This window comes from Cyanobium sp. Alchichica 3B3-8F6 (assembly GCF_024346435.1).
Lineage (GTDB): Bacteria > Cyanobacteriota > Cyanobacteriia > PCC-6307 > Cyanobiaceae > Cyanobium_A.
Genome location: NZ_JAGQCZ010000002.1, coordinates 70,164 through 88,696, shown reverse-complemented (window position 1 = coordinate 88,696; position 18,533 = coordinate 70,164). Strand labels below are relative to the sequence as shown.

Annotated in this window: 23 protein-coding genes; 9 read left to right on the top strand and 14 right to left on the bottom strand. The window is 67.7% G+C overall.

The genetic code is table 11. The annotated features are described in order from the left end of the window. Both KBY65_RS02240 and KBY65_RS02235 read right to left on the bottom strand, forming a co-directional pair. Entirely contained in the window at window positions 1-927 is a 927-nt protein-coding gene (locus KBY65_RS02240; RefSeq protein ID WP_094560220.1) for a sigma-70 family RNA polymerase sigma factor, read from the bottom strand. Between the two features lie 141 nt (window positions 928-1,068). Further along, window positions 1,069-2,712: an NAD(P)H-hydrate dehydratase gene (locus tag KBY65_RS02235; protein ID WP_315860019.1), complete on the bottom strand. Its 1,644-nt coding sequence runs from the start codon at window positions 2,710-2,712 to the stop codon at window positions 1,069-1,071. Between the two features lie 60 nt (window positions 2,713-2,772). Here KBY65_RS02235 and mnmA point away from each other — a divergent pair, with 60 nt between their 5' ends. Beyond that, window positions 2,773-3,963: a tRNA 2-thiouridine(34) synthase MnmA gene (gene mnmA, locus KBY65_RS02230; protein ID WP_409996609.1), complete on the top strand. Its 1,191-nt coding sequence runs from the start codon at window positions 2,773-2,775 to the stop codon at window positions 3,961-3,963. 26 nt (window positions 3,964-3,989) lie between these two features. Here mnmA and KBY65_RS02225 read toward each other — a convergent pair whose 3' ends face one another. The 5 genes from KBY65_RS02225 to KBY65_RS02205 form a co-directional block, all read right to left on the bottom strand. Continuing rightward, window positions 3,990-4,229: a 2Fe-2S iron-sulfur cluster-binding protein gene (locus tag KBY65_RS02225; protein WP_094560224.1), complete on the bottom strand. Its 240-nt coding sequence runs from the start codon at window positions 4,227-4,229 to the stop codon at window positions 3,990-3,992. After that, the gene (locus KBY65_RS02220; protein ID WP_255000497.1) at window positions 4,226-5,710 is read right to left on the bottom strand and encodes a cobyric acid synthase; all 1,485 of its coding nucleotides are present in this window, start codon (window positions 5,708-5,710) and stop codon (window positions 4,226-4,228) included. The genes KBY65_RS02225 and KBY65_RS02220 overlap by 4 nt, the downstream gene beginning before the upstream one ends. A 23-nt stretch (window positions 5,711-5,733) precedes the next feature. Continuing rightward, window positions 5,734-6,135, bottom strand: coding sequence for a type II toxin-antitoxin system death-on-curing family toxin (locus KBY65_RS02215; RefSeq protein WP_094560225.1), 402 nt, complete (start codon window positions 6,133-6,135; stop codon window positions 5,734-5,736). Next, entirely contained in the window at window positions 6,132-6,296 is a 165-nt protein-coding gene (locus KBY65_RS02210) for a type VII secretion target (protein WP_143592865.1), read from the bottom strand. The genes KBY65_RS02215 and KBY65_RS02210 overlap by 4 nt, the downstream gene beginning before the upstream one ends. 107 nt (window positions 6,297-6,403) lie before the next feature. Next, window positions 6,404-6,814 carry an Npun_F0494 family protein gene (locus KBY65_RS02205; RefSeq protein WP_198953858.1) on the bottom strand — a complete coding sequence of 137 codons (411 nt, stop codon included), beginning with the start codon at window positions 6,812-6,814 and terminating at the stop codon, window positions 6,404-6,406. Between the two features lie 21 nt (window positions 6,815-6,835). On the opposite strand from KBY65_RS02205, the gene KBY65_RS02200 reads away from it, so the two are divergent. Next, window positions 6,836-7,417: a nucleoside triphosphate pyrophosphatase gene (locus KBY65_RS02200; RefSeq protein ID WP_255000370.1), complete on the top strand. Its 582-nt coding sequence runs from the start codon at window positions 6,836-6,838 to the stop codon at window positions 7,415-7,417. 15 nt (window positions 7,418-7,432) lie between these two features. Here KBY65_RS02200 and KBY65_RS02195 read toward each other — a convergent pair whose 3' ends face one another. The 3 genes from KBY65_RS02195 to psbD form a co-directional block, all read right to left on the bottom strand. Then, window positions 7,433-7,564, bottom strand: a complete 132-nt coding sequence (locus KBY65_RS02195; RefSeq protein WP_254988648.1) for a hypothetical protein — start codon at window positions 7,562-7,564, stop codon at window positions 7,433-7,435. A 279-nt stretch (window positions 7,565-7,843) separates the two neighbouring features. After that, window positions 7,844-9,229 carry a photosystem II reaction center protein CP43 gene (gene psbC, locus KBY65_RS02190; RefSeq protein WP_094560227.1) on the bottom strand — a complete coding sequence of 462 codons (1,386 nt, stop codon included), beginning with the start codon at window positions 9,227-9,229 and terminating at the stop codon, window positions 7,844-7,846. Beyond that, window positions 9,213-10,268: a photosystem II D2 protein (photosystem q(a) protein) gene (gene psbD, locus KBY65_RS02185; protein WP_255000368.1), complete on the bottom strand. Its 1,056-nt coding sequence runs from the start codon at window positions 10,266-10,268 to the stop codon at window positions 9,213-9,215. The genes psbC and psbD overlap by 17 nt, the downstream gene beginning before the upstream one ends. A gap of 193 nt (window positions 10,269-10,461) precedes the next feature. Between psbD and KBY65_RS02180 the strand changes: the two genes are divergently transcribed. Both KBY65_RS02180 and KBY65_RS02175 read left to right on the top strand, forming a co-directional pair. Next, window positions 10,462-11,010 (top strand): photosystem I assembly protein Ycf4, encoded by a 549-nt coding sequence (locus KBY65_RS02180; protein ID WP_094560930.1) that lies wholly within the window; start codon window positions 10,462-10,464, stop codon window positions 11,008-11,010. After that, on the top strand, window positions 11,010-11,723 hold the full coding sequence (locus KBY65_RS02175; protein WP_094560932.1) for a peptidylprolyl isomerase: 714 nt from the start codon (window positions 11,010-11,012) through the stop codon (window positions 11,721-11,723). Before KBY65_RS02180 ends, KBY65_RS02175 begins: the two co-directional genes overlap by 1 nt. Here KBY65_RS02175 and ilvN read toward each other — a convergent pair. Beyond that, window positions 11,720-12,250 carry an acetolactate synthase small subunit gene (gene ilvN, locus KBY65_RS02170; protein WP_094560934.1) on the bottom strand — a complete coding sequence of 177 codons (531 nt, stop codon included), beginning with the start codon at window positions 12,248-12,250 and terminating at the stop codon, window positions 11,720-11,722. The genes KBY65_RS02175 and ilvN overlap by 4 nt on opposite strands. A gap of 36 nt (window positions 12,251-12,286) precedes the next feature. Then, on the bottom strand, window positions 12,287-13,267 hold the full coding sequence (locus KBY65_RS02165) for an alpha/beta fold hydrolase (protein WP_369802044.1): 981 nt from the start codon (window positions 13,265-13,267) through the stop codon (window positions 12,287-12,289). A gap of 113 nt (window positions 13,268-13,380) precedes the next feature. On the opposite strand from KBY65_RS02165, the gene KBY65_RS02160 reads away from it, so the two are divergent. The 4 genes from KBY65_RS02160 (at window position 13,381) to KBY65_RS02145 (ending at window position 15,878) form a co-directional block, all read left to right on the top strand. Beyond that, the gene (locus KBY65_RS02160; RefSeq protein WP_255000367.1) at window positions 13,381-14,445 is read left to right on the top strand and encodes a N2,N2-dimethylguanosine tRNA methyltransferase; all 1,065 of its coding nucleotides are present in this window, start codon (window positions 13,381-13,383) and stop codon (window positions 14,443-14,445) included. A gap of 23 nt (window positions 14,446-14,468) precedes the next feature. Further along, window positions 14,469-14,570 (top strand): cytochrome b6-f complex subunit PetM, encoded by a 102-nt coding sequence (gene petM / locus KBY65_RS02155; RefSeq protein ID WP_094560938.1) that lies wholly within the window; start codon window positions 14,469-14,471, stop codon window positions 14,568-14,570. Between the two features lie 78 nt (window positions 14,571-14,648). Then, window positions 14,649-15,611: an NAD(P)H-binding protein gene (locus KBY65_RS02150; RefSeq protein WP_094560940.1), complete on the top strand. Its 963-nt coding sequence runs from the start codon at window positions 14,649-14,651 to the stop codon at window positions 15,609-15,611. Between the two features lie 51 nt (window positions 15,612-15,662). Beyond that, the gene (locus KBY65_RS02145) at window positions 15,663-15,878 is read left to right on the top strand and encodes a hypothetical protein (protein WP_094560942.1); all 216 of its coding nucleotides are present in this window, start codon (window positions 15,663-15,665) and stop codon (window positions 15,876-15,878) included. 6 nt (window positions 15,879-15,884) lie between these two features. Here the strand turns inward: KBY65_RS02145 and KBY65_RS02140 are convergent, their stop codons facing one another. Next, a complete protein-coding gene (locus tag KBY65_RS02140) occupies window positions 15,885-16,568 on the bottom strand; it encodes a pseudouridine synthase (protein ID WP_255000496.1) in 684 nt (227 codons plus the stop codon). A 211-nt stretch (window positions 16,569-16,779) separates the two neighbouring features. Here KBY65_RS02140 and infA point away from each other — a divergent pair, with 211 nt between their 5' ends. Further along, entirely contained in the window at window positions 16,780-17,046 is a 267-nt protein-coding gene (gene infA / locus KBY65_RS02135; RefSeq protein ID WP_094560946.1) for a translation initiation factor IF-1, read from the top strand. Here the strand turns inward: infA and trxB are convergent, their stop codons facing one another. Then, window positions 17,047-18,426 carry a thioredoxin-disulfide reductase gene (gene trxB / locus KBY65_RS02130; protein ID WP_255000366.1) on the bottom strand — a complete coding sequence of 460 codons (1,380 nt, stop codon included), beginning with the start codon at window positions 18,424-18,426 and terminating at the stop codon, window positions 17,047-17,049. It abuts the gene before it with no gap. Window positions 18,427-18,533 lie beyond the last annotated feature (107 nt).

Genomic DNA, 18,533 nt, shown 5'->3' with positions numbered 1-18,533 from the left:
CTAGAGCGTGGTGGGCGTGCGGCGGGTGAGGTTGCGCAGCTTGCGCAGGGCCTTGAGCTCCACCTGGCGCACCCGTTCCCGTGACACATCCAGCTGGCGGCCGATTTCCGCCAGGGTGTGGCGCTCCTCGCCTTCCAGCCCGAAGCGCAGGTGCAACACCTGACGCTCCTGGTCGCTCAGGTGGCTCAACCAGCGTCCCAGTTGCTCATGGTGGATGACCCGCTCCACCCGATCGAGGGGTTCCTCGTTGGAGGAGTCAGCGATCAGATCACCCAGGAAGCTGCGCCCCTCATCGCCGTTCACGGGCGCATCCAGGCTGGAGGTGGTGAGGGCCTGGCGCAGCAGGCCATCGAGCTCGTCGATGGGTATCGCCATGGCTTCGGCGATTTCCTGCCGGCTGGGCATGGCACCCAGTTTGTGGGCCAGATCCAGGCTCACCTTGCGGATGGCCGACAGCCGTTCGCTCAGGTGCACCGGCAGGCGGATCGTGCGCGACTGGCAGGCGATCGCCCGGGTCATGCTCTGGCGAATCCACCAGAAGGCGTAGGTCGAAAATTTATAGCCCCGGGTTGGGTCAAATTTCTCAACGGCCCGCTCCAATCCCAGCGATCCTTCCTGGATCAGATCGAGGAGTTCGAGGCCTTTGCCTTGATACTTTTTGGCAACACTGACCACTAAACGCAAATTGGCCTTCATCATGCGCTGCTTGGAGCGCTTGCCGATGCGGAGCAGCTTCTTTTCCAGGTCGGTGTAGTCCCGCTCTCCTTCTTCCAGCAGGCGCATCATTGTCTGCACCTGGTTGCCGAGTTCGATCTCTTCGGCTGGTGTGAGCAGAGGTTCGCGACCGATCGTCGCCAGATACCAGGTGATCGGGTCGCTACTTCGTCGACGACTGCTTTCGCTAGCTCCTAGGGGAGAGGAGGTCATCGGAGCGCCTAGAGAGGACAATGACTATCCAGGCAAATTCACTGTTTCGAGTGTGTTTTCAGCAACCCTTTAGCTTTCAATTGCAAAACAACACAGAACCGTCCTGGGTTGGGGCGGCTGCGCTGCAACTTGGTGTGGTGATCAACACAACTGGGCTAGCTTTTGCGCCACCTCCAGGGGGGTGGCGGCGCCCTGGTTGCTGGGTGCACGGAGTTGCAAGCCGGCCTGGGCGTGGGCCAGGGCCGCTGCAGCCAGCCAGGAGGCATCGGCGCCGCCTGTGGCGGCCATGGCCATCGCCCCCAGGCCTGCGGCGTGGCCCGCCAGCACATCGCCGAGGCCGGCCCTGGCACTGGTGGGATTGGCCTCCAGCAGTTGCCAGCGGCGGCCATCGGGGGCTGCCACCACACTGCGCGCCCCTTTAAGCAGCACGCAGGCGCCGCAGCTCCGGGCCGCCTGGGCGGCGGCCTCCAGGGCGGTACTGGTGGTGGTAGAGGTGGCGGCGAGCTCAGGAAACAACCGGGCGAATTCCGCCGGGTGCGGGGTGATCCAGGTGGGGCCCTGGCGCTGTTGCAGCCAGCTGATGGCGCTCAGGCCGAGGCCCTGGGCCACCGGCCCGGCCAGTCGGTTGAGTCCATCGGCATCGAGCACCAGCAGCCCGCTCCAGCCCAGCAGGCTGCGCCAGCAGTCGGCTTCTCCAGGGCCAGCCTGGGGCATCGGTGGAGCCAGCTGGCCCGCAGGCGCGAGGGGCCCGATTCCTGGTCCGATCAGCAGGGCATTGAGCCGCTGCGGGTCGAGCTCGGTGAGTTGATCCAGCCGCAGGCTGCCGTGGTTGTGGCAGGCCAGGGTTTGGCTCACCACCACGTGGGGGTGCTGCTGCCAGAGACTGCTGGCCAGGGCCTCCGGTAGGGCCGCCTGCAGGCTGCCGCAGCCGCTGCTGGAGGCCCCTGCCAGCGCGAGGCTGGCCGCCCCCTGGTAGGCCTCGCTGCCCGCTACCACCAGCAGCCGGCCCCGCTGGTATTTGTTGGCGGCCGGACTGAGTGCGGGCCGGGGTCGGTCGGCCAGATCCCGCGCGGCCAGCCCCAGCGGCTGATCGCAGGGCAGGGTGTCCAGCAGGGATCGGGGCAAGCCCAGGTCGATCCATTCCAGCTGGCCCACGCTCGCCAGGGCCGCGTCCTGCACCAGGCCGGTCTTGACCAGCCCGATCGCGTAGGTGGTGAGGGCCAGGGCCGTGACCGGGCCGGTGGCCTGGCCGCTGTCGGCGCAGAGGCCTGTGGGCACATCCACCGCCACCAGGCCGCCGGGGCGTTGTTGCTGGCGAGCGTGCAGCAGGGGTTCGATCACTGCCCCGGGGGGACGCCGCTGGCCGATGCCCAGCAGAGCATCAATCCAGAGGGGGCTGGCTTCGGGGTTTGGATTGTGATCGAGCAGGGGAATGCCCAGCCAGCGGGCATGGCGGAGGTGCGCTTCGGTGAGCGGCTTGCGCCGCTCAAACGGGCTCCAGAGGGTGGTCGCGACCCCGGCCAGGTGCAGCTCCCGGGCGATCACCAGGCCATCGCCGCCGTTGTGGCCGGGCCCCACCAGCACCAGCGCGCCATCGCGCCTCAACCGCTCGCCGTGCTGCTCCAGCAGCCGCCGCGTGACCGCCAGGGCAGCCTTTTCCATCAGGGCTTCCACCGGCAGGCCACTGGCGAACAGCTGCTCCTCCAGCGCCGCCATCTGGGCGCTGCTCACCAGCAGATGGCGGCCGTCCCGCGCGGGCCAGGCGGGCAATGCGGCTGGCTGCACCAACCCTGTTTCAGCAACTGGGTTTCATGATGGGAGCACTCCTGCCCGCTGTCTGCCCTGTTGTCCGTTTCCGTTGCCACCTCCAGCAGTCCCGCAGCACCGTCCACTCCGGCCGGCCTTGCGGCCCTGGAACGCCTGCGCGCCTGGCCTGGCGAGCATCGGGTGGCCGTGGGGCTGTCGGGCGGTGTCGATAGCTCCCTCACGGCGGCGCTGTTGGTGGAGGCGGGCTGGCAGGTGGAGGGGCTCACTCTCTGGCTGATGAGCGGCAAGGGGGCCTGCTGCGCCGAAGGCCTGGTGGATGCGGCCGGTATCTGTGAGCAGCTGGGGGTGCCCCACCACGTGGTGGATTTCCGCGCGCACTTCCAGGCCCAGATTGTCGATTTCCTGGTGGAGGGCTACGCGGCTGGGGTCACGCCGCTGCCCTGCTCCCGCTGCAACCGGGAGGTGAAGTTTGGGCCGATGCTGCAGTGGGCCGAGGCGGAGCGGGGCATCGGCCGCCTCGCTACCGGCCACTACGCCCGGGTGCGCCACGGCGCGGTGAGCGACAACGGCCGCCACCAGTTGTTGCGGGGCCTGGATACCCAGAAGGATCAGAGCTACTTCCTCTACGACCTGCCCCAGGAGGCCCTGGGCCGTCTCGTGTTTCCCCTGGGTGAGCTGACCAAGGCCGACACCCGCCTGGAGGCGGAGCGCCATGGCCTGCGCACGGCCAAGAAGCCCGAAAGCCAGGACCTCTGCCTGGCGGATCACCACGGCTCAATGAAGGCCTTTCTGGATGCCTATTTGCCGCCGCGCCAGGGCCAGATCGTGCTCGCCGATGGCACGGTGGTCGGCGAACACGACGGCATCGAGCACTTCACGATTGGCCAGCGCAAGGGGCTAGGCGTGGCCTGGAGCGAGCCGCTGCACGTGGTGCGGCTCGATGGGGCGATGAACCAGGTGGTGGTGGCGCCCCGGCGCGAGGCGGCCCGCCCTGAAGCGGTGGTGGGCGCGGTGAACTGGGTGTCGGTGCCCCCGCCCGAGGAGCCGATCGTGGAGCCGTTTGAGGTGGCGGTGCAGGTGCGGTACCGCAGTGCCCCGGAGCCCGCCCTGCTCTTCCCCCTGCCCGCCACCGAGGCCGACCGGGCCGCTGGCCGGCCCCATCGGGTGCGGCTCGAGTTTGCAGACGCGCAGTTTTCGATCACGCCCGGGCAGGCGGCGGTGTTTTACGAGGGTGAGGTGCTGCTCGGCGGTGGGCTGATTCAGGCCTGATCACCAGCGCTCATCACCAGCCCTGATCACCAATAGGGATCGCTCGCCAGCTCCACCGTTAGCGTGCCGCTGCGGCTGGCGGGCACCGTGGCAATGCAGGCCCGCACCACCTGGCCGTTCACCTCGATTTCGCAGGCCCCGCAACTGCCCCCCAGGCAACCGGTGGGGATGGCCACCCCGGCCTGGCGGGCTGCTTCCAGCCAGTCGCTGCCGCTGGCGATGCGACTCTGGTGGCCGTGGGGCCAGTGGATCAGCACCTCGGTCATGGCTCCTGCAGTAAGGGATCCAGGTTGACGTGCTGCGCAAAGGCATCGGCGAGCCGATCGAGCAGGGCTTCGCGCTGGCGGCTGTGGTGCGGTTGCCGTTCGCTCAGGCTCGGCAACCCCTTGCGCTGCCGCAGTTGGTTGAGCCAGCGCCGCCGCCAGGGGCCGCTCTCAAACACCCCGTGCAGATAGGTGCCGACCACCAGTCCGCCCTGGTCGCCAAAGGCGGCCACCCAGCCCAACGCCGCATCGGCGCAGAGGGGCTGGCAGGCGTCGAGCGCGGTGGTGCGGCCGCGGTGCAGCTCGAAGCCCTCCAGCTCCAGGGCATCGCCCGCGGCAGCTGGCCAGAGGGCGGGGCTTCGGCGTTGGCGCAGGGCCTTACCCTCGCCAAACACTGTGCTCAGTGGTAGCAAGCCGATCCCGGCTGCACCGGTGCCGGCTTGCCCCTCCAGCCCATCGGGATCACTGAGCTCGCGCCCCAGCAGTTGCATGCCGCCGCAGATGCCGAATACGTGGCCGCCGCAAGCGACATAGCGCTTCAGTTCCTCTCCCAGGCCACTGGCGTCCAGGGCGGCCAGATCCCGCAGGGTTTGCTTGCTGCCCGGCACGATCACCGCATCGGGCTGGCCCAGCTCCTCCCCTGGCGCGAGCCAGCGCAGCTGCACCGTCGGTTCGGCCTCTAGGGGGTCGAGGTCGGAGAAGTTGCTCAGCGACGGCAGCCGCAGCACGGCGATCTCCAGCTCTGCTCCCCGCTTGCGGCCGCGGCGCTCCAGCAGGTCGAGGGAGTCTTCCGGGGGGAAGAGCTCATCGAGCCAGGGCATCACCCCCAGCACCGGCACGCCGGTGTGGGCCTCCAGCCAGCGCCGCCCTTCATCGAACAGCTCGCGGCGGCCGCGGAAGCGGTTGATCAGCAGGCCGCGCACCAGGGGGCGCTCCACCGGCCGCAGCAGGCCCAGGGTGCCCACCAGCTGGGCGAAGACGCCACCGCGCTCGATGTCGGCCACCAGTAGGCAGCGGGCCCGCAGGTATTGGGCCAGACGCAGGTTGGTGAGGTCGCGGGATTGCAGGTTGACCTCCACCGGGCTGCCGGCCCCCTCCAGCACCAGACGCCCGCCGGGATGGGCCGCCTGCAGGGTCTGCAGCCCCTGGCGGATCGCCGCCCAGCCGGGGCGAAACCAGTCGCGGTAGTAGCGCTCGGCGCGGGCGCTGCCCACCGAACGGCCCAGATGAATCAGCTCACTGGTGGAATCGCCCTGGGGCTTGAGCAGCACCGGGTTCATGCTGTGGTGCGGCTCCAGGCCGGCGGCCCAGGCCTGCAGCGCCTGGGAGTAGGCCATCTCGCCGCCGGTCTGGTCCACCCAGGCGTTGTTGCTCATGTTCTGCCCCTTGAAGGGCAGGGGCGTTTCACCGCGGCGGCGCAGCACCCGGCAGAGGGCGGCGGTCATCAGCGATTTGCCGGCACCACTGCTGGTGCCTAGCACCATCAGGGGGTTGGGTGGGGCCTGGCTCATCCGTTGGCCCTGCTGTTGTCGACAAACCAGCGTTCGAGTTCCAACCAGGGCAGCTCGCCCGCCGCAAGCCGTTGAATCGTCAGAACAATGCTTTCATTGCCGGCTTGGAAGCTGAAGCCGTTGAGGCCCAGGAAAACAACGGCTACGAGAAACCCGCTCCTTTTGTTCCCATCGCTGAAGGGGTGCGCGCGCACAATTGCCTCGGCGTAAGCGGCTGCCAGTTGGGGGATTGTGCCCAGTTCTCCGTAGACCCAACGCTGCCTGGGCCTGGCAAGGGAAGAGGCCAGAGCGATCTCGCTGCGAACACCCCGAAGTCCACCATGCTCCAGGGTCTGCTGGTGGTGGATGGCTTTCACCGCAACGGCAGGCACCCATCGCGGTTCCTGGACGTCGCTCAACGGGCCAGTTCACGCAGGGCGGCTTGGAATTTGCGCGCCGCATCCGTTGCGAGTGCCAGTGCTTCCTGCACCGTTGGATCGAAGGGGGAGAGCAGGATGCCGTGCTCAGTTTCGATCGCTTGCACGCGGTCTCCCGGAGCCAGGTGAAACCGGCGGGCCATCTCGGAAGGGATTGTGGCGCTGACAGACCCGCCAGCCTGACGAAGCGTGACTTCCGTTGGCATCGCCCTGTGGCAAGTAGCACTTGAATGCTACGCGCTACTGCCGTTCACAGCCGGGGTCGCCGCCGGCGCAGGCCGTGCTGGAGCCGATCCAGCAGCGTGGCGGTAGGAATCTCATCGGGCCATTGGGCCAGCAGCGTGCGGCCCATCGGCGTGAGGCGCACCCGTTCGGTGAGGCCCTGGCCATCCACCTCCCGCCGCAGCACTCCCAGTTGGATCAGCCAGATCCACTGGGCTTCGATTCGATCGGGAGTGGGGGTGCCCCGGCAGAGGCTCCGGTGGTCGTTCCGGCGGCAGAGTTCGTTGCTGCTGAGGGCCTGCTCCGCCACCGTTCTGTAGAACGCCAGGCGAAAGGGCAAGCAGCGCAGGGCCTGGCTGGCGCGCTGCTGGGCACGCCGGTCGTGGAGGAGGGGGTCGAGGAGCAGGCGGTCGATTGGGGTGGCGGCCCGGTGTTGCATAGAGGGATTCTCCCTGACCCCATGCTCGTTCTTGCTTCGGCGTCTCCCGCCCGTCGGCGTTTGCTGGAGCAGGCCGGCATCCCCCACCGGGTGCAGGTGAGCGGCGTGGACGAGGCAGCGATCCAGCACAGCGATCCGAGGCAGCTCGTGCAGCAGCTGGCGCGGGCCAAGGCGGCGGCGGTGGCATCCACCGTGGCGGAGGGCTTTGGCGAGGGCGCTGCGGTGCTCGGCTGTGATTCGCTGTTGGTGTTTGAGGGGGAGGTGTTTGGCAAGCCCGCCGATGCTGCGGAAGCCCAGGCGCGCTGGCAGCGGATGGCCGGGCACTGGGGAGAGCTGATCACCGGCCACTGCTTATTTGCTGGTGGCCAGGGTCTGGGGGGCCACTCCAGCCCCCAGCTCGCCGCGGTGGTGACCCGCGTGCAGTTCGCGTCCCTGAGCCCAGCGGAGATTGAGGCCTATGTGGCCACCGGCGAACCGCTGCAGTGCGCCGGCGGCTTTGCCTTGGAGGGCCGCGGCGGCTTGCTGGTGGAGCGGATCGAGGGGTGTTTCAGCAATGTGATCGGCTTGAGCCTGCCCTTGCTGCGCCGCTGGCTTGCGGACTAACCGCAAGCCAGGGCTTCACTGGCCCAGCAGGATGTCGAGCAGCTGGCCCCAGCTGGTGCCGCTGGTGGCTGCGGTTTCGGGCGTCATGGTGAGCACCCGATCCGACCAGCTGAAGCTGAGCGTTCGCCCCTGGTCGCGCACCTGCACCGGCCAGGTGGTGCCGTTGCGATCACTGATCTGGTACGTCCCGCCCCTTGGCCTTCGCGGCAGGCAAGACGGGGTTCAACCCAAGGGCCGTGCTGAGCAGGCTGGCGCTCACGGCGCTGACCAGCACCGGCGGAAGCTGGGGACGCTTCATGCAGGCAGTCTTGAGTACTGCTGGAAAGCTATGCAGCCTGGAGCGGGGCAATAAAAAAGCCCCCGCATGTGGCGGGGGCTGAGGCAGAACTGCATCCGATGGTTGCGGATTCAGATCAACACAAGGGCTCAGTCGAGGTCCGGCATGGCCAGGGTGGGCTCGGCCTTGCGGTCGATCCCTTTCTCGAAACCGGCAGCGGCAGCGCGGGCGCGGCCGGCGTGCCAGAGGTGACCCACCAGGAAGAAGAAGGCGAGCACAAACTGCGTGGACGCCAGCCACTGGCGGATGTTCACGAAGTTCACCGAGTTGGGCTCGGTGATGATGCCGCCCACCGAGTTCAGGGACGCGTTGGGAGCGTGGGTCATGTATTCAGCCGCGCGGCGCACTTGCCAGGGCTGAATGTCGTTCTGGAGCTTGTCGAGGCTCAGGCCGTTGGGGCCGCGTAGGGGCTCCAGCCAGGGGCCGCGGAAGTCCCAGAAGCGCATGGTTTCACCACCGAAGATGATCTCGCCGGTGGGTGAGCGCATCAGGTATTTGCCCAGACCGGTGGGGCCCATGGCCGAACCGATGTTGGCGCCCAGGCGCTGGTCGCGCACCAGGAAGGTGAAGCTCTGGGCCTGGGAGGACTCGGCGTTTGTGGGGCCGTAGAACTCCGAGGGATAGGCGGTGTTGTTGAACCAAATGTAGGCCGAGGCGATGAAGCTCATGAAGCTCAGGGCGCCAAGGCTGTAGCTCAGGTAGGCCTCACCATTCCAGATGAAGGCGCGGCGCACCCAGCCGAAGGGCTTGGTGATCGCGTGCCAGATGCCACCAAAGATGCAGATCAGACCGATCCAAATGTGGCCACCAATGATGTCTTCCATCGAGTTGACCCCGATGATCCAACCTTCGCCACCGAACGGGGCGCGGGTGAGATAGCCGAAGATCACTCCGGGGCTGAGGGTGGGGTTAGTGATGATGCGCACATCGCCACCGCCCGGGGCCCAGGTGTCGTAGACGCCGCCGAAGAACATGGCCTTGAAGACCAGCAGCAGGGCGCCGACGCCGAGAAGGATCAGGTGATAACCAATGATGTTGGTCATCTGGTTTTTGTCGCGCCAATCCTGGGAGAAGAACGAGGAGTAGTTCTCGAGGATTTCAGGGCCGCGGAGGGCGTGATACAGACCGCCCAGGCCGAGCACGGCCGAGCTGATCAGGTGCAGCACACCGACCACAAAGAACGGGTAGAGATCGGTGACCTCGCCGCCGGGGCCCACGCCGTAGCCAAGGGTGGCCACGTGGGGGAACAGGATCAGGCCCTGTTCATACATGGGCTTGTCGAAGGTGAAGTGGCTCACCTCGAACAACATCATGGCGCCGGCCCAGAAGACCATCAGACCCGCGTGGGCCACGTGGGCGCCGAGCAGGCGGCCGGAGAGGTTGATCAGACGGGCATTGCCCGCCCACCAGGCATAACCGGTGGAGTCGAGGTCTCTGCCTCCGACCACCAAGTTGGAATTAAAGGGCGTTTCCACGGGGCAGAACCTCTTCAGGGAAGACGAAGTTTTCGTGCGGCTGGTCAGCCGGTGCCATCCAGGCACGCAGACCTTCATTCAGAAGAATGTTCTTCGTGTAGAAGGTTTCAAATTCGGGGTCCTCAGCGGCGCGGATTTCCTGCGACACGAAGTCGTAGGCGCGCAGGTTGAGAGCCAGGCCGATGATGCCGATGCTGCTGGTCCACAGACCCATCACCGGCACGAACAGCATGAAGAAGTGCAGCCAGCGCTTGTTGGAGAAGGCGATCCCGAAGATCTGGCTCCAGAAGCGGTTGGCGGTGACCATCGAGTAGGTCTCCTCTTCCTGGGTGGGCTCGAACGCCTTGAAGGTGTTCGACTGATCGGAGTCTTCGAACAGGGTGTTCTCCACCGTGGCGCCGTGGATGGCGCACAGCAGAGCACCGCCGAGGATGCCGGCCACGCCCATCATGTGGAACGGGTTCAGCGTCCAGTTGTGGAAGCCCTGCAGGAACAGCAGGAAGCGGAAGATCGCCGCCACCCCGAAGGACGGAGCGAAGAACCAGCTGCTCTGACCGAGCGGGTACATCAGGAAGACACTGACGAACACCGCAATCGGGCCGGAGAAGGCGATGGCGTTGTAGGGGCGGATGCCCACCAGACGGGCGATCTCGAACTGACGCAGCATGAAGCCGATCAGGGCGAAGGCGCCGTGCAGGGCCACGAAGGGCCAGAGGCCACCGAGCTGGCACCAGCGCACGAAGTCGCCCTGGGCCTCAGGGCCCCAGAGCAGCAGCAGGCTGTGACCCATGGCGTCAGCGGGGGTGCTGACGGCGGCGGTGAGGAAGTTGCAGCCCTCCAGATAGGAGCTGGCAATGCCGTGGGTGTACCAGGAGGTGACAAAGGTGGTGCCGGTCAGCCAGCCACCCAGTGCCAGATAGGCGGTGGGGAACAGGAGCAGACCCGACCAACCCACAAATACGAAGCGGTCGCGCTTGAGCCAGTCATCGAGGATGTCGAACCATCCCCGCTGCGGCATGCGCCCTACAGCGATCGTCATGGTGATGAAACGGAGCGGAAAACCCGCGGAAGCTGAGGGATTACTGGGCAATGGTAACAATGTTGAAGGGGATCGCGAGGCCGTTTGATACGGGCTGACATGGGCCGCTCTGGCTGGGATTTCGGGATCCGTGCCGGCGTTGCATCCAGGCGCTGCGACCGGTCAGGATGACAGCCATTGTTTGTGCGTTCCCATGGTCTCCTCCCCCGCGATCGAGTTGCTCGAGCTGCCGGTGCTGGGGTCGCGGCGGCTCTCCAACGTGTTGGTGGCCGTGGTGGTGACCACCGGCGGCCTCGGCTTCCTGCTCACCAGTGCGTCCAGCTATCTGGGCACCGACCTGCTGCCGATCGGCCACCCGGCTGAGCTGGCCTGGTTGCCCCAGGGGCTGGTGATGGGGCTGTATGGCCTGGCGGCCATGGCCCTATGCGCCTATCTCTGGGCCGTGATCGGCATCGATGTGGGAGCCGGCAGCAACCGCTTTGACCGGCAGGCCGGCACGGCCACGATCAGCCGTCGCGGCTTCCGCCAGATGATCACAGTGGACATCCCCCTGCGTGATATCCAGGCGGTGAAGGTGGAGGTGCGCGATGGTCTCAATCCCCGCCGCCGCCTGGCGCTGAAGGTGCAGGGACGCCGCGACATGCCCCTCACCCGGGTCGGCGAGCCGATGCCCCTGGCCGACCTGGAGCTCTCCGGCGCCCAGTTGGCCCGCTTTCTGGGTGTTCCCCTGGAGGGCGTCTGATGGCTCGGATCTGGTTGAGCCGCCTGGTGCTGGGCGGGCTGTTGCTGCTGGCGCCGTTCACTCTGGTGGCTTGCGCCGCCGATAGCAGCAGCCGTCAGCTGGGTTGCAGTGCTGCGAGTACCCCCTGCCTGAGTGGTTCGGCCACCGTGGCCCTGCAAACCAGCAAGGGCGAGGTGCAGCTCCAGCTCGAGGGCGCCGCGGCGCCGCTGACCGCCGGCAATTTTGTCGATCTCGTCAAACGGGGCGTGTACAACGGCACGGTGTTCCACCGGGTGGTGCGCGAGCCGGTGCCGTTTGTGGTGCAGGGAGGGGATCCCGGCAGTGCTGATCCGAAGGTGCCAGCCAGCCAGTACGGCCTGGGCAGCTATGTGGATCCCGTCAGCGGTGAAGCCCGCCTGATCCCTTTGGAGATCAAGCGCAGCGATGAGCCCGAGCCCCGTTACGGCGAACCGGTGACGGCGCCGGGGGTGACCCGGCAACTAGCCCTGGCCCACCAGCGCGGGGCGGTGGCCATGGCCCGCTCCGCCGATCCCAATTCCGCCAGTGCTCAGTTCTATGTGGCTCTGCAGGCTCTGCCTGAGCTCGATGGCCGCTATGCCGTGTTTGGCCGGGTGAGCAAGGGGATGGAGGTGATCGACCAGATCCGCCAGGGGGACAAGATCGTCAAGGCCACGGTGGTGGAAGGCGGCACCCTGGTGCAGGGCAAGCCCTAGGCCGGCACCCGTTTGTTGGAGGCCGTCACCTTCAGGAAGGCGGTGTTGACCCCGGAGGCCCGCTCCAGGGCCACCTTGCCGGTGCGGGCGATCTCGAGGATCCCGTAGCTCTCCATCACCTGTTCGAGGGCCACCAGCTTGCCCGGATCTCCCACCACCTCCAGGGTCAGGGCGTCATCGGCCACGTCCACGACATTGGCTCGGAACACCTGCACCAAATCGAGGATGGCGCTGCGGGTTTCGGCCGGGGCCGACACCTTGAGCAGCATCAGTTCGCGCTCCACGGCGGGAATGCGCGAGAGGTCGATCACCCCGAGCACGTTGACCAGCTTGTCGAGCTGCTTGGTCATCTGCTCGAGGGTGTGGTCGTCGCCCTCCACCACCATCGTCAGCCGGGAGATGCCGGCCTGCTCGGCCGGCCCCACCGCCAGGCTCTCGATGTTGAAGCTCCGGCGGGCGAACAGGCCGGAAATTCGGCTCAGGGCCCCGGATTCGTCTTCCACCAACACCGAGAGGGTGTGTTTCATCGCCTGAGGAACCCGCTGCGGTGGCTTTGCCCCAAATTACCGCCCGGGGCTGGGAATGGGGCCGGTCGCCGGCAGCTGCTCCAGCCAGGCGAGCAGGGCGCCGTTGAAGGCCTCGGCCTGTTCGTCGTGGGGGCAGTGGCCACTGCCATCCAGCAACACCAGGGGCAGATCCGGACGCAACCGTTGCACCTGCTGGGCCACCTGCACCGGCACCAGCCGATCGCGCTGGCCCCAGATCAGCAGCAGCGGCTGCTGGAGCCGTTGCAGCAGAGCTGGCGCGGTGGCGGCATGGGGGCGTAGCGCCATGGCGATGCTCATGGCCCTGAGGGCGCGAACGGCGCCGGGGCGCCTGGCCGGCCTGGCGATCACCCGGTGCAGGTCGCGGTCGCCGATCACGGGCGTGTTGTAGGCCGACTGGATGCCCAGGTCCAGCAGGGGCGAGTGGGCCAGCAGCGGCACCAGCAGCTCCAGCGGCAGCAACCGGCAGAGCAGGGTCACCAGCCAGCGCTGCAGCCGCCGCCACCACGGTGGCCGGCGGGGGGGTCTACCCCGGCTGGTCAGCATCAAGGTGGGGTCCGGCAGGGGGGCGGCCACCACGGCCCGCACCCAGCGGGGGAACAACACGGCGCAGCTGAGGGTCACCAGGCCCCCGAGGGAGTGGCCCACCAGCACCGCCGGCCCCTGCACCACCTGCTCGAGGAAGGCCTGCAGCTGCCGGGCCCAGAGGCGGTTGTCGAGGCGCAGGGCCGGCTGACTGGAAGCCCCGAAGCCGATCAGATCCAGCCCGTAAACGCGCCAGCCCGCGGCGGCGAGCACCGCCGCGTTGCGACGCCAGTGGCCGCTGCCGGCGGCAAAACCATGCACCAGCACCAGGGCCGGCGCCGCTGCATCCCCCAGCGCCCGCCAGTGGCAGCGCTGCCCGCGCCAGAGCCACTCGGCATGGACGCCCCAATCGGTGTCGTTGCCAGCGGCCCCATCGGCCGGAGCTGGGGGTGCAGGCTGGATTGTGACCGCCACCTCGGGATCTCCTGACAGCACACACCGACGATCACTATTGCGAAGGGCGGGCCCGGCTGGAGCCCGGCAGCGGCTTTTTCCGGCCGGAGTCGCGCCCCTCCCGCGATCTGGGGGTGCTGCTGGCGGCCTCCCTGGCGGCCCGCGGCCCGCTGCGGGTGCTCGATGCCATGGCTGGCTGTGGCATCCGCGCCCTGCGTTATGGGCTGGAGGGGGGAGCCGAGGCGGTGTGGGCCAACGACGCTGATCCCGATCGGCTGCCCCTGCTGGAGCGCAATCTCGCGGGCCTGAAGGGTTTGCGCTGCAGCGCCCGCACGGCCCAGCACCTGCTGGCGGAGTGCCTGCAACGCCAGGAGCGCTTCGAGCTGGTGGATCTCGATGGCTTCGGCTGCCCCACGGCCCTGCTGCCGCTGGCCCTGGAGGCGGTGGCCTTCGACGGCGTGCTCTATCTGGCCAGCACCGACGGCCGCTCCCCCACCGGCCACGACCGGCCGGCCGCAATCCGGTTGCTGGGGGCAGCGGCCCGTGCCCATCCGGCCAGCTGGGAGCTGGCCCTGCGTCTGCAGCTCGGCACGGTGGCGCGGGCAGCCTGGGCGATGAGGCGTGGGGTGGAGCCCCTGTTCAGCTTCAGTGAGGGACGCACGTTTCGCACCGCGGTGCGGTTGCGGCGCCGAGCTGGATGCGGTGAGGAGCAGCAGCTCGGCCTGCTGGCCCACTGCCATGGTTGCGGCGCCCAGGAGGTGCAGCCGTTGCTGCGGCTGCGCCAGTGGCTGCCCTGTCTCTGCCCCGCAAGCCAGGCCCAGCCCAGGGTTGCCCAGCCCCTAGCGATCAGTGGGCCCCTCTGGATCGGCCCGCTGCAGGATCCGGCGCTGCTGGCAGCGATGGCCAGCCTCGGCGACACCCTGCCCGGCAGCCTCGGCGCTGCGGGTGCCCGCTTGCTGGGCCAGCTGGCGGCCGATCCAGGGGTACCGCCCGTCTGCTGGCCAACCGCTGAGATCGCCCGCCGGCTCAGTTGCGGCCCGCCGCCCTTGGCGGCCCTGGTGGCCGCCTTGCAGGCCGAGGGCTGGGTGGCGCTGGCCAGCGGCGTGATGCCGGCTCAGCTGCGCAGCGACGCGCCCTGGAGCGTGATCCTGCAGATTGCCCAGCGGTTGGCCGCCCCGGCCGCTGGCGCTGCTAAATAGGAGGGCCTTTCGCCCACCGGCCCATGGCCTCTGAAATCTTCGGCACCGCAGCCCTGTTCTGGGTGCTGATTCCCGTGGGGCTCGCCGGTGGTGCCCTGTTGCTGAAATTGGCCGACAAAGACTGACGACTGCCTGTCGAAGCGGCCTCTGCTCCCGGCTCGACCCAGCCGACGCCTAGGCTCAGGCCCGCTTGAGCGTTGGCGATGCAGGTTCTGGTGGTTGGCGGGACGGGCACTCTGGGGCGTCAGGTCGCCCGCCGAGCCCTCGACGCCGGCCACCAGGTGCGCTGCATGGTGCGCTCGCCCCGCAAGGCGTCCTTCCTGCAGGAGTGGGGTTGTGAGCTCACCCGCGGCGACCTGCTGGAGCCCGAGAGCCTGGCCTATGCCCTCGAAGGGCAGGACGCGGTGATCGACGCGGCCACCGCCCGGGCGACCGATTCCGGTAGCTCTTACGACATCGACTGGAGAGGTAAACAGAACCTGTTTGCGGCCTGCCAGACCGCCGGTGTGAAGCGGGTCGTGTTTGTGTCGCTGCTGGATGCGCATCAACACCGTGATGTGCCCCTGATGGACATCAAGGCCTGCACAGAAGACTGGTTGATGGCCTCTGATTTCGACTACACGATCCTGCGTGGCGTGGCCTTCATGCAGGGCGTGATCAGCCAGTTCGCCATTCCCGTGCTGGAAAGCCAGACGGTGTGGGTGAGTGGTTCGCCCACCCCCATCGCCTACATGAACACCCAGGACATGGCCCGCTTTGCCGTGGCTGCCCTGGAGCATCCCCAGACCGTGCGTCAGGCCTTTCCGGTGGTGGGTCTGCGCGCCTGGACCACCAGCGAAATCACCCAGTTGTGTGAGCGCTTCACCGGCAAGGAGGCCCGCACGTTCCGCGTGCCACCGGCCCTGCTCGGCCTGATGCGGTCGGTGACCGGCTTCTTCGAAGCCAGTTTGAATGTGGCCGAGCGGCTGGCCTTTGAGGCGGTGACCGGCGGCGGTACGGCCCTCGACGCACCGATGCAGGCCAGCTACGAGGCGTTTGGTCTCGACCCAGCCGAAACCACAGGCCTGGAGGCCTATCTCAAGGAGTACTACGACACGATTCTCCGGCGCCTGCGGGAGATGGAATCGGATCTCGACAAGGAAGCCAAGAAGAAGCTGCCCTTCTGAAGCTCGGGCGCCAGTGCGCCTGTACTATTGGGCTGTCGCTCGGATGCGTGCATGTCGGTTGCCCAGATCAAAAACCTGCAGCGCCGTCTGGCGAACCTTGAAGCCGAGGCGATTGAAGAGCTCAACCGAGCCTGCGGCCACGAGCTCTGGCAGGCCCTGGGTTTCGATGCCTTCGACACCCTCGAGGATGGCGACCGTCGTGCTCGGGCGAATTACTACTACGGTCAGTTGCAGACCGTGCGCGAACTCAAGGATGTGGTCGGCTAAGCCGCCCTATCCGCCTCCCCCGGCTCGGCCGGATTTCCCGCCCCCCGCCCGGCCGCCCCGTCCGGGTGAGCTCCAGCCCACGCCTGCTCGGCGCTGCAGCAGCTGCTCCAGGCGGGCCGCTTCCATTGCCGTCACCTCGCGCCATTCACCCGGGGCCAGGCCCGCAAGGTCGAGCGGGGCGTCCCCATCCATCAGGTCGATGGCCACCCGCAGCAGCCGCAGGGTGGGCAGGCCCACGGCGGCGGTCATGCGTCGCACCTGGCGATTGCGACCCTCCCGCAGCTCCAGCTCGATCCAGCTGGTGGGAATGGCGGCGCGCTGACGGATCGGGGGGGTGCGCTCGGGCAGGGCTGGATCGGCGATCACCTGGGCGCGTGCCGGCATGGTGCGTTGGCCCTGGATCAGCACGCCGCTGCGCAACTGCTCCATCGCTTGGGGCTGGTTGGCTGCCTGCCCTTCCACTTGGGCCCAGTAGCGGCGCCAATGGCCGCAGCTGGGATCGGTGAGGCGCTGCTGCAGCCGGCCGTTGCTGGTGAGCAGCAGCAGCCCCTCGCTGTCGGCATCAAGTCGGCCGGCGGCGTACACCCCAGGCACCTTGATGAAGGTCGCCAGGCACTCCCAGTGGCTGCCCGGTTCGGGAGTGAACTGGCTCAGCACCCCGTAGGGCTTGTGGAAGAGGAGGGTGGTCAGGGGAGGCTGATGAGGAGCCTGGCCTCAACTGGCCTGGCGGGCTTTCCAGAGGTTCACCACGCCGATGGAGATCAGCAGCAGCCCCAGATCTATTGACAGAGGCGGCAGAAGCATGGCGATGCCGGAACGGCACAAGTGCCAGAGACCCTATCGCCTGTCGGGCGGCAATTAAGCTGTTGGCAGCGATTGATTCCCAAGACAGCCTCCCCGCATGATCGAGACCTCCGGTGTGATTGAAAAGGAACAGGGCAACGGGTTTTACCTGGTGACCCTGGAGCAGCCGGCTGGTCACCAATGCCTCTGCCGGGCGGCGGGCAAGCTCACCAAGTTCCGGATCAAGCTGCTGGCAGGCGACAAGGTGCTGGTGGAGATCAGCCCCTACGACCTCACCCGCGGGCGCATCACCTACCGGGAGCGCAATGCGGCCGCTGGTCCCCGTCCCGGCGGCAACCGTCCCGGCGGTCCGCGTCGCCGCTGATCAGGCCGGCACTCCGATCAGGGCTTCGATGGCGGCCTTGAACTCGCTGCGTTGCTTCACGCCCCGGAAGGTCTGCTTGAGCTCCTTGTTGTGGAACAGCTGCACCGTGGGCGTACCGGTGACCCCGGCCTGCACAGCGATCTCCTGATCGGCTTCGATGTTGATCTCCACGCCCTGGGCCGCACCGCCGAGCTCATCGAGCACGCGCTTGAGTTGGGGCTTGAGCACGTGGCAGGGTCCGCAGCTCGGTGAGGTGTACACCACCAGCAGGGGCCTGGTGCTGTCGTGATACAGCTTGCGCAGCGCAAATCCACCTTTCTGCCAGAGAGCCTGGGGGTCGTAGTTGCTCTCATCGCTTTCGGCGGTGCGCTTGGGTTCGCCCACCTCGGCGGGGTCCACCGGCTCGTGGCTGACGGTGACTGCCAGGTTGTGGTGGGTCAGCCAGCGCTCGGCGGCGAGGGCTGCCTGGCAGCCGCTGCCCGCCGCGGTGATGCCCTGACGCCACTCGGCATCGGCCACGTCACCGGCGGCGTAGACGCCTTCGCGGCTGGTTTCGGGTCGGCCGGGCTGGGTTACCAGGTAGCCATGGCCATCCACCTCGAGTTGGCCCTTCACCAGACGGGTGTTGGGGGTGTGGCCGATGGCATAGAAGAGGCCTTTGATGGCCAGCTCCTCGGTGGCGTCGCTGTGGGCATCCCGCAGGGTGATGGCCTCCAGCCAGTCCCCGCCGCTGGCATCAGCCAGCTGACGGTTCCAGTGCACGGTGATGGCTGGGTTGGCCAGCACGCGGTCGGCCATGGCACCGCTGGCCCGCAGCTTGTCGCCGCGCACGATCAGGTGCACATGGCTGCCGTATTTGGTGAGATAAACCGCCTCTTCACAGGCCGAGTCGCCACCGCCGACGACGGCCAGTTCGGCCTGTCGGAACTGGGGGGTGGCGCCATCGCAGATGGCGCAAGCGCTGATGCCCCGGCTCCAGAACTGTTCCTCACTGGGGAGACCCAGCCGGTTGGCGCTGGCGCCCGTGGCCAGAATCACAGCCTGGGCTTCGATCGTCTGGCCTTCCGCGGTGATGCGGTAGGGCCGCTGGGCGAGGTCGATGGCGGTGGCATCGGCCTCCACCAGGCGGGTGCCCCAGCGCACGGCCTGGGCCTTCATCTGGTCCATCAGCTCCGGGCCGAGGATGCCGTCGGGAAAGCCGGGAAAGTTTTCAACGTGGGTGGTGGTCATCAGTTGACCGCCGGGAATGCCGCCGTCCTGGAAGCCGGTGACCAGCAGGGGGCTGAGGTTGGCCCGCGCCGCGTAGATCGCGGCCGTGTAGCCGGCGGGGCCCGAGCCCACGATCACCAGATTTTCGACAGCCAGCCCCGGAGCGGTCATGACGTAAGCGGATCGACTATGAGTTGAGCCTAAGGGATGGGCTGCTCGGGCGTGTTGGCCCGGGGCGTGCAGCAGCAAAGGCCAAGGCTGCAATCTTCGAAATTTTT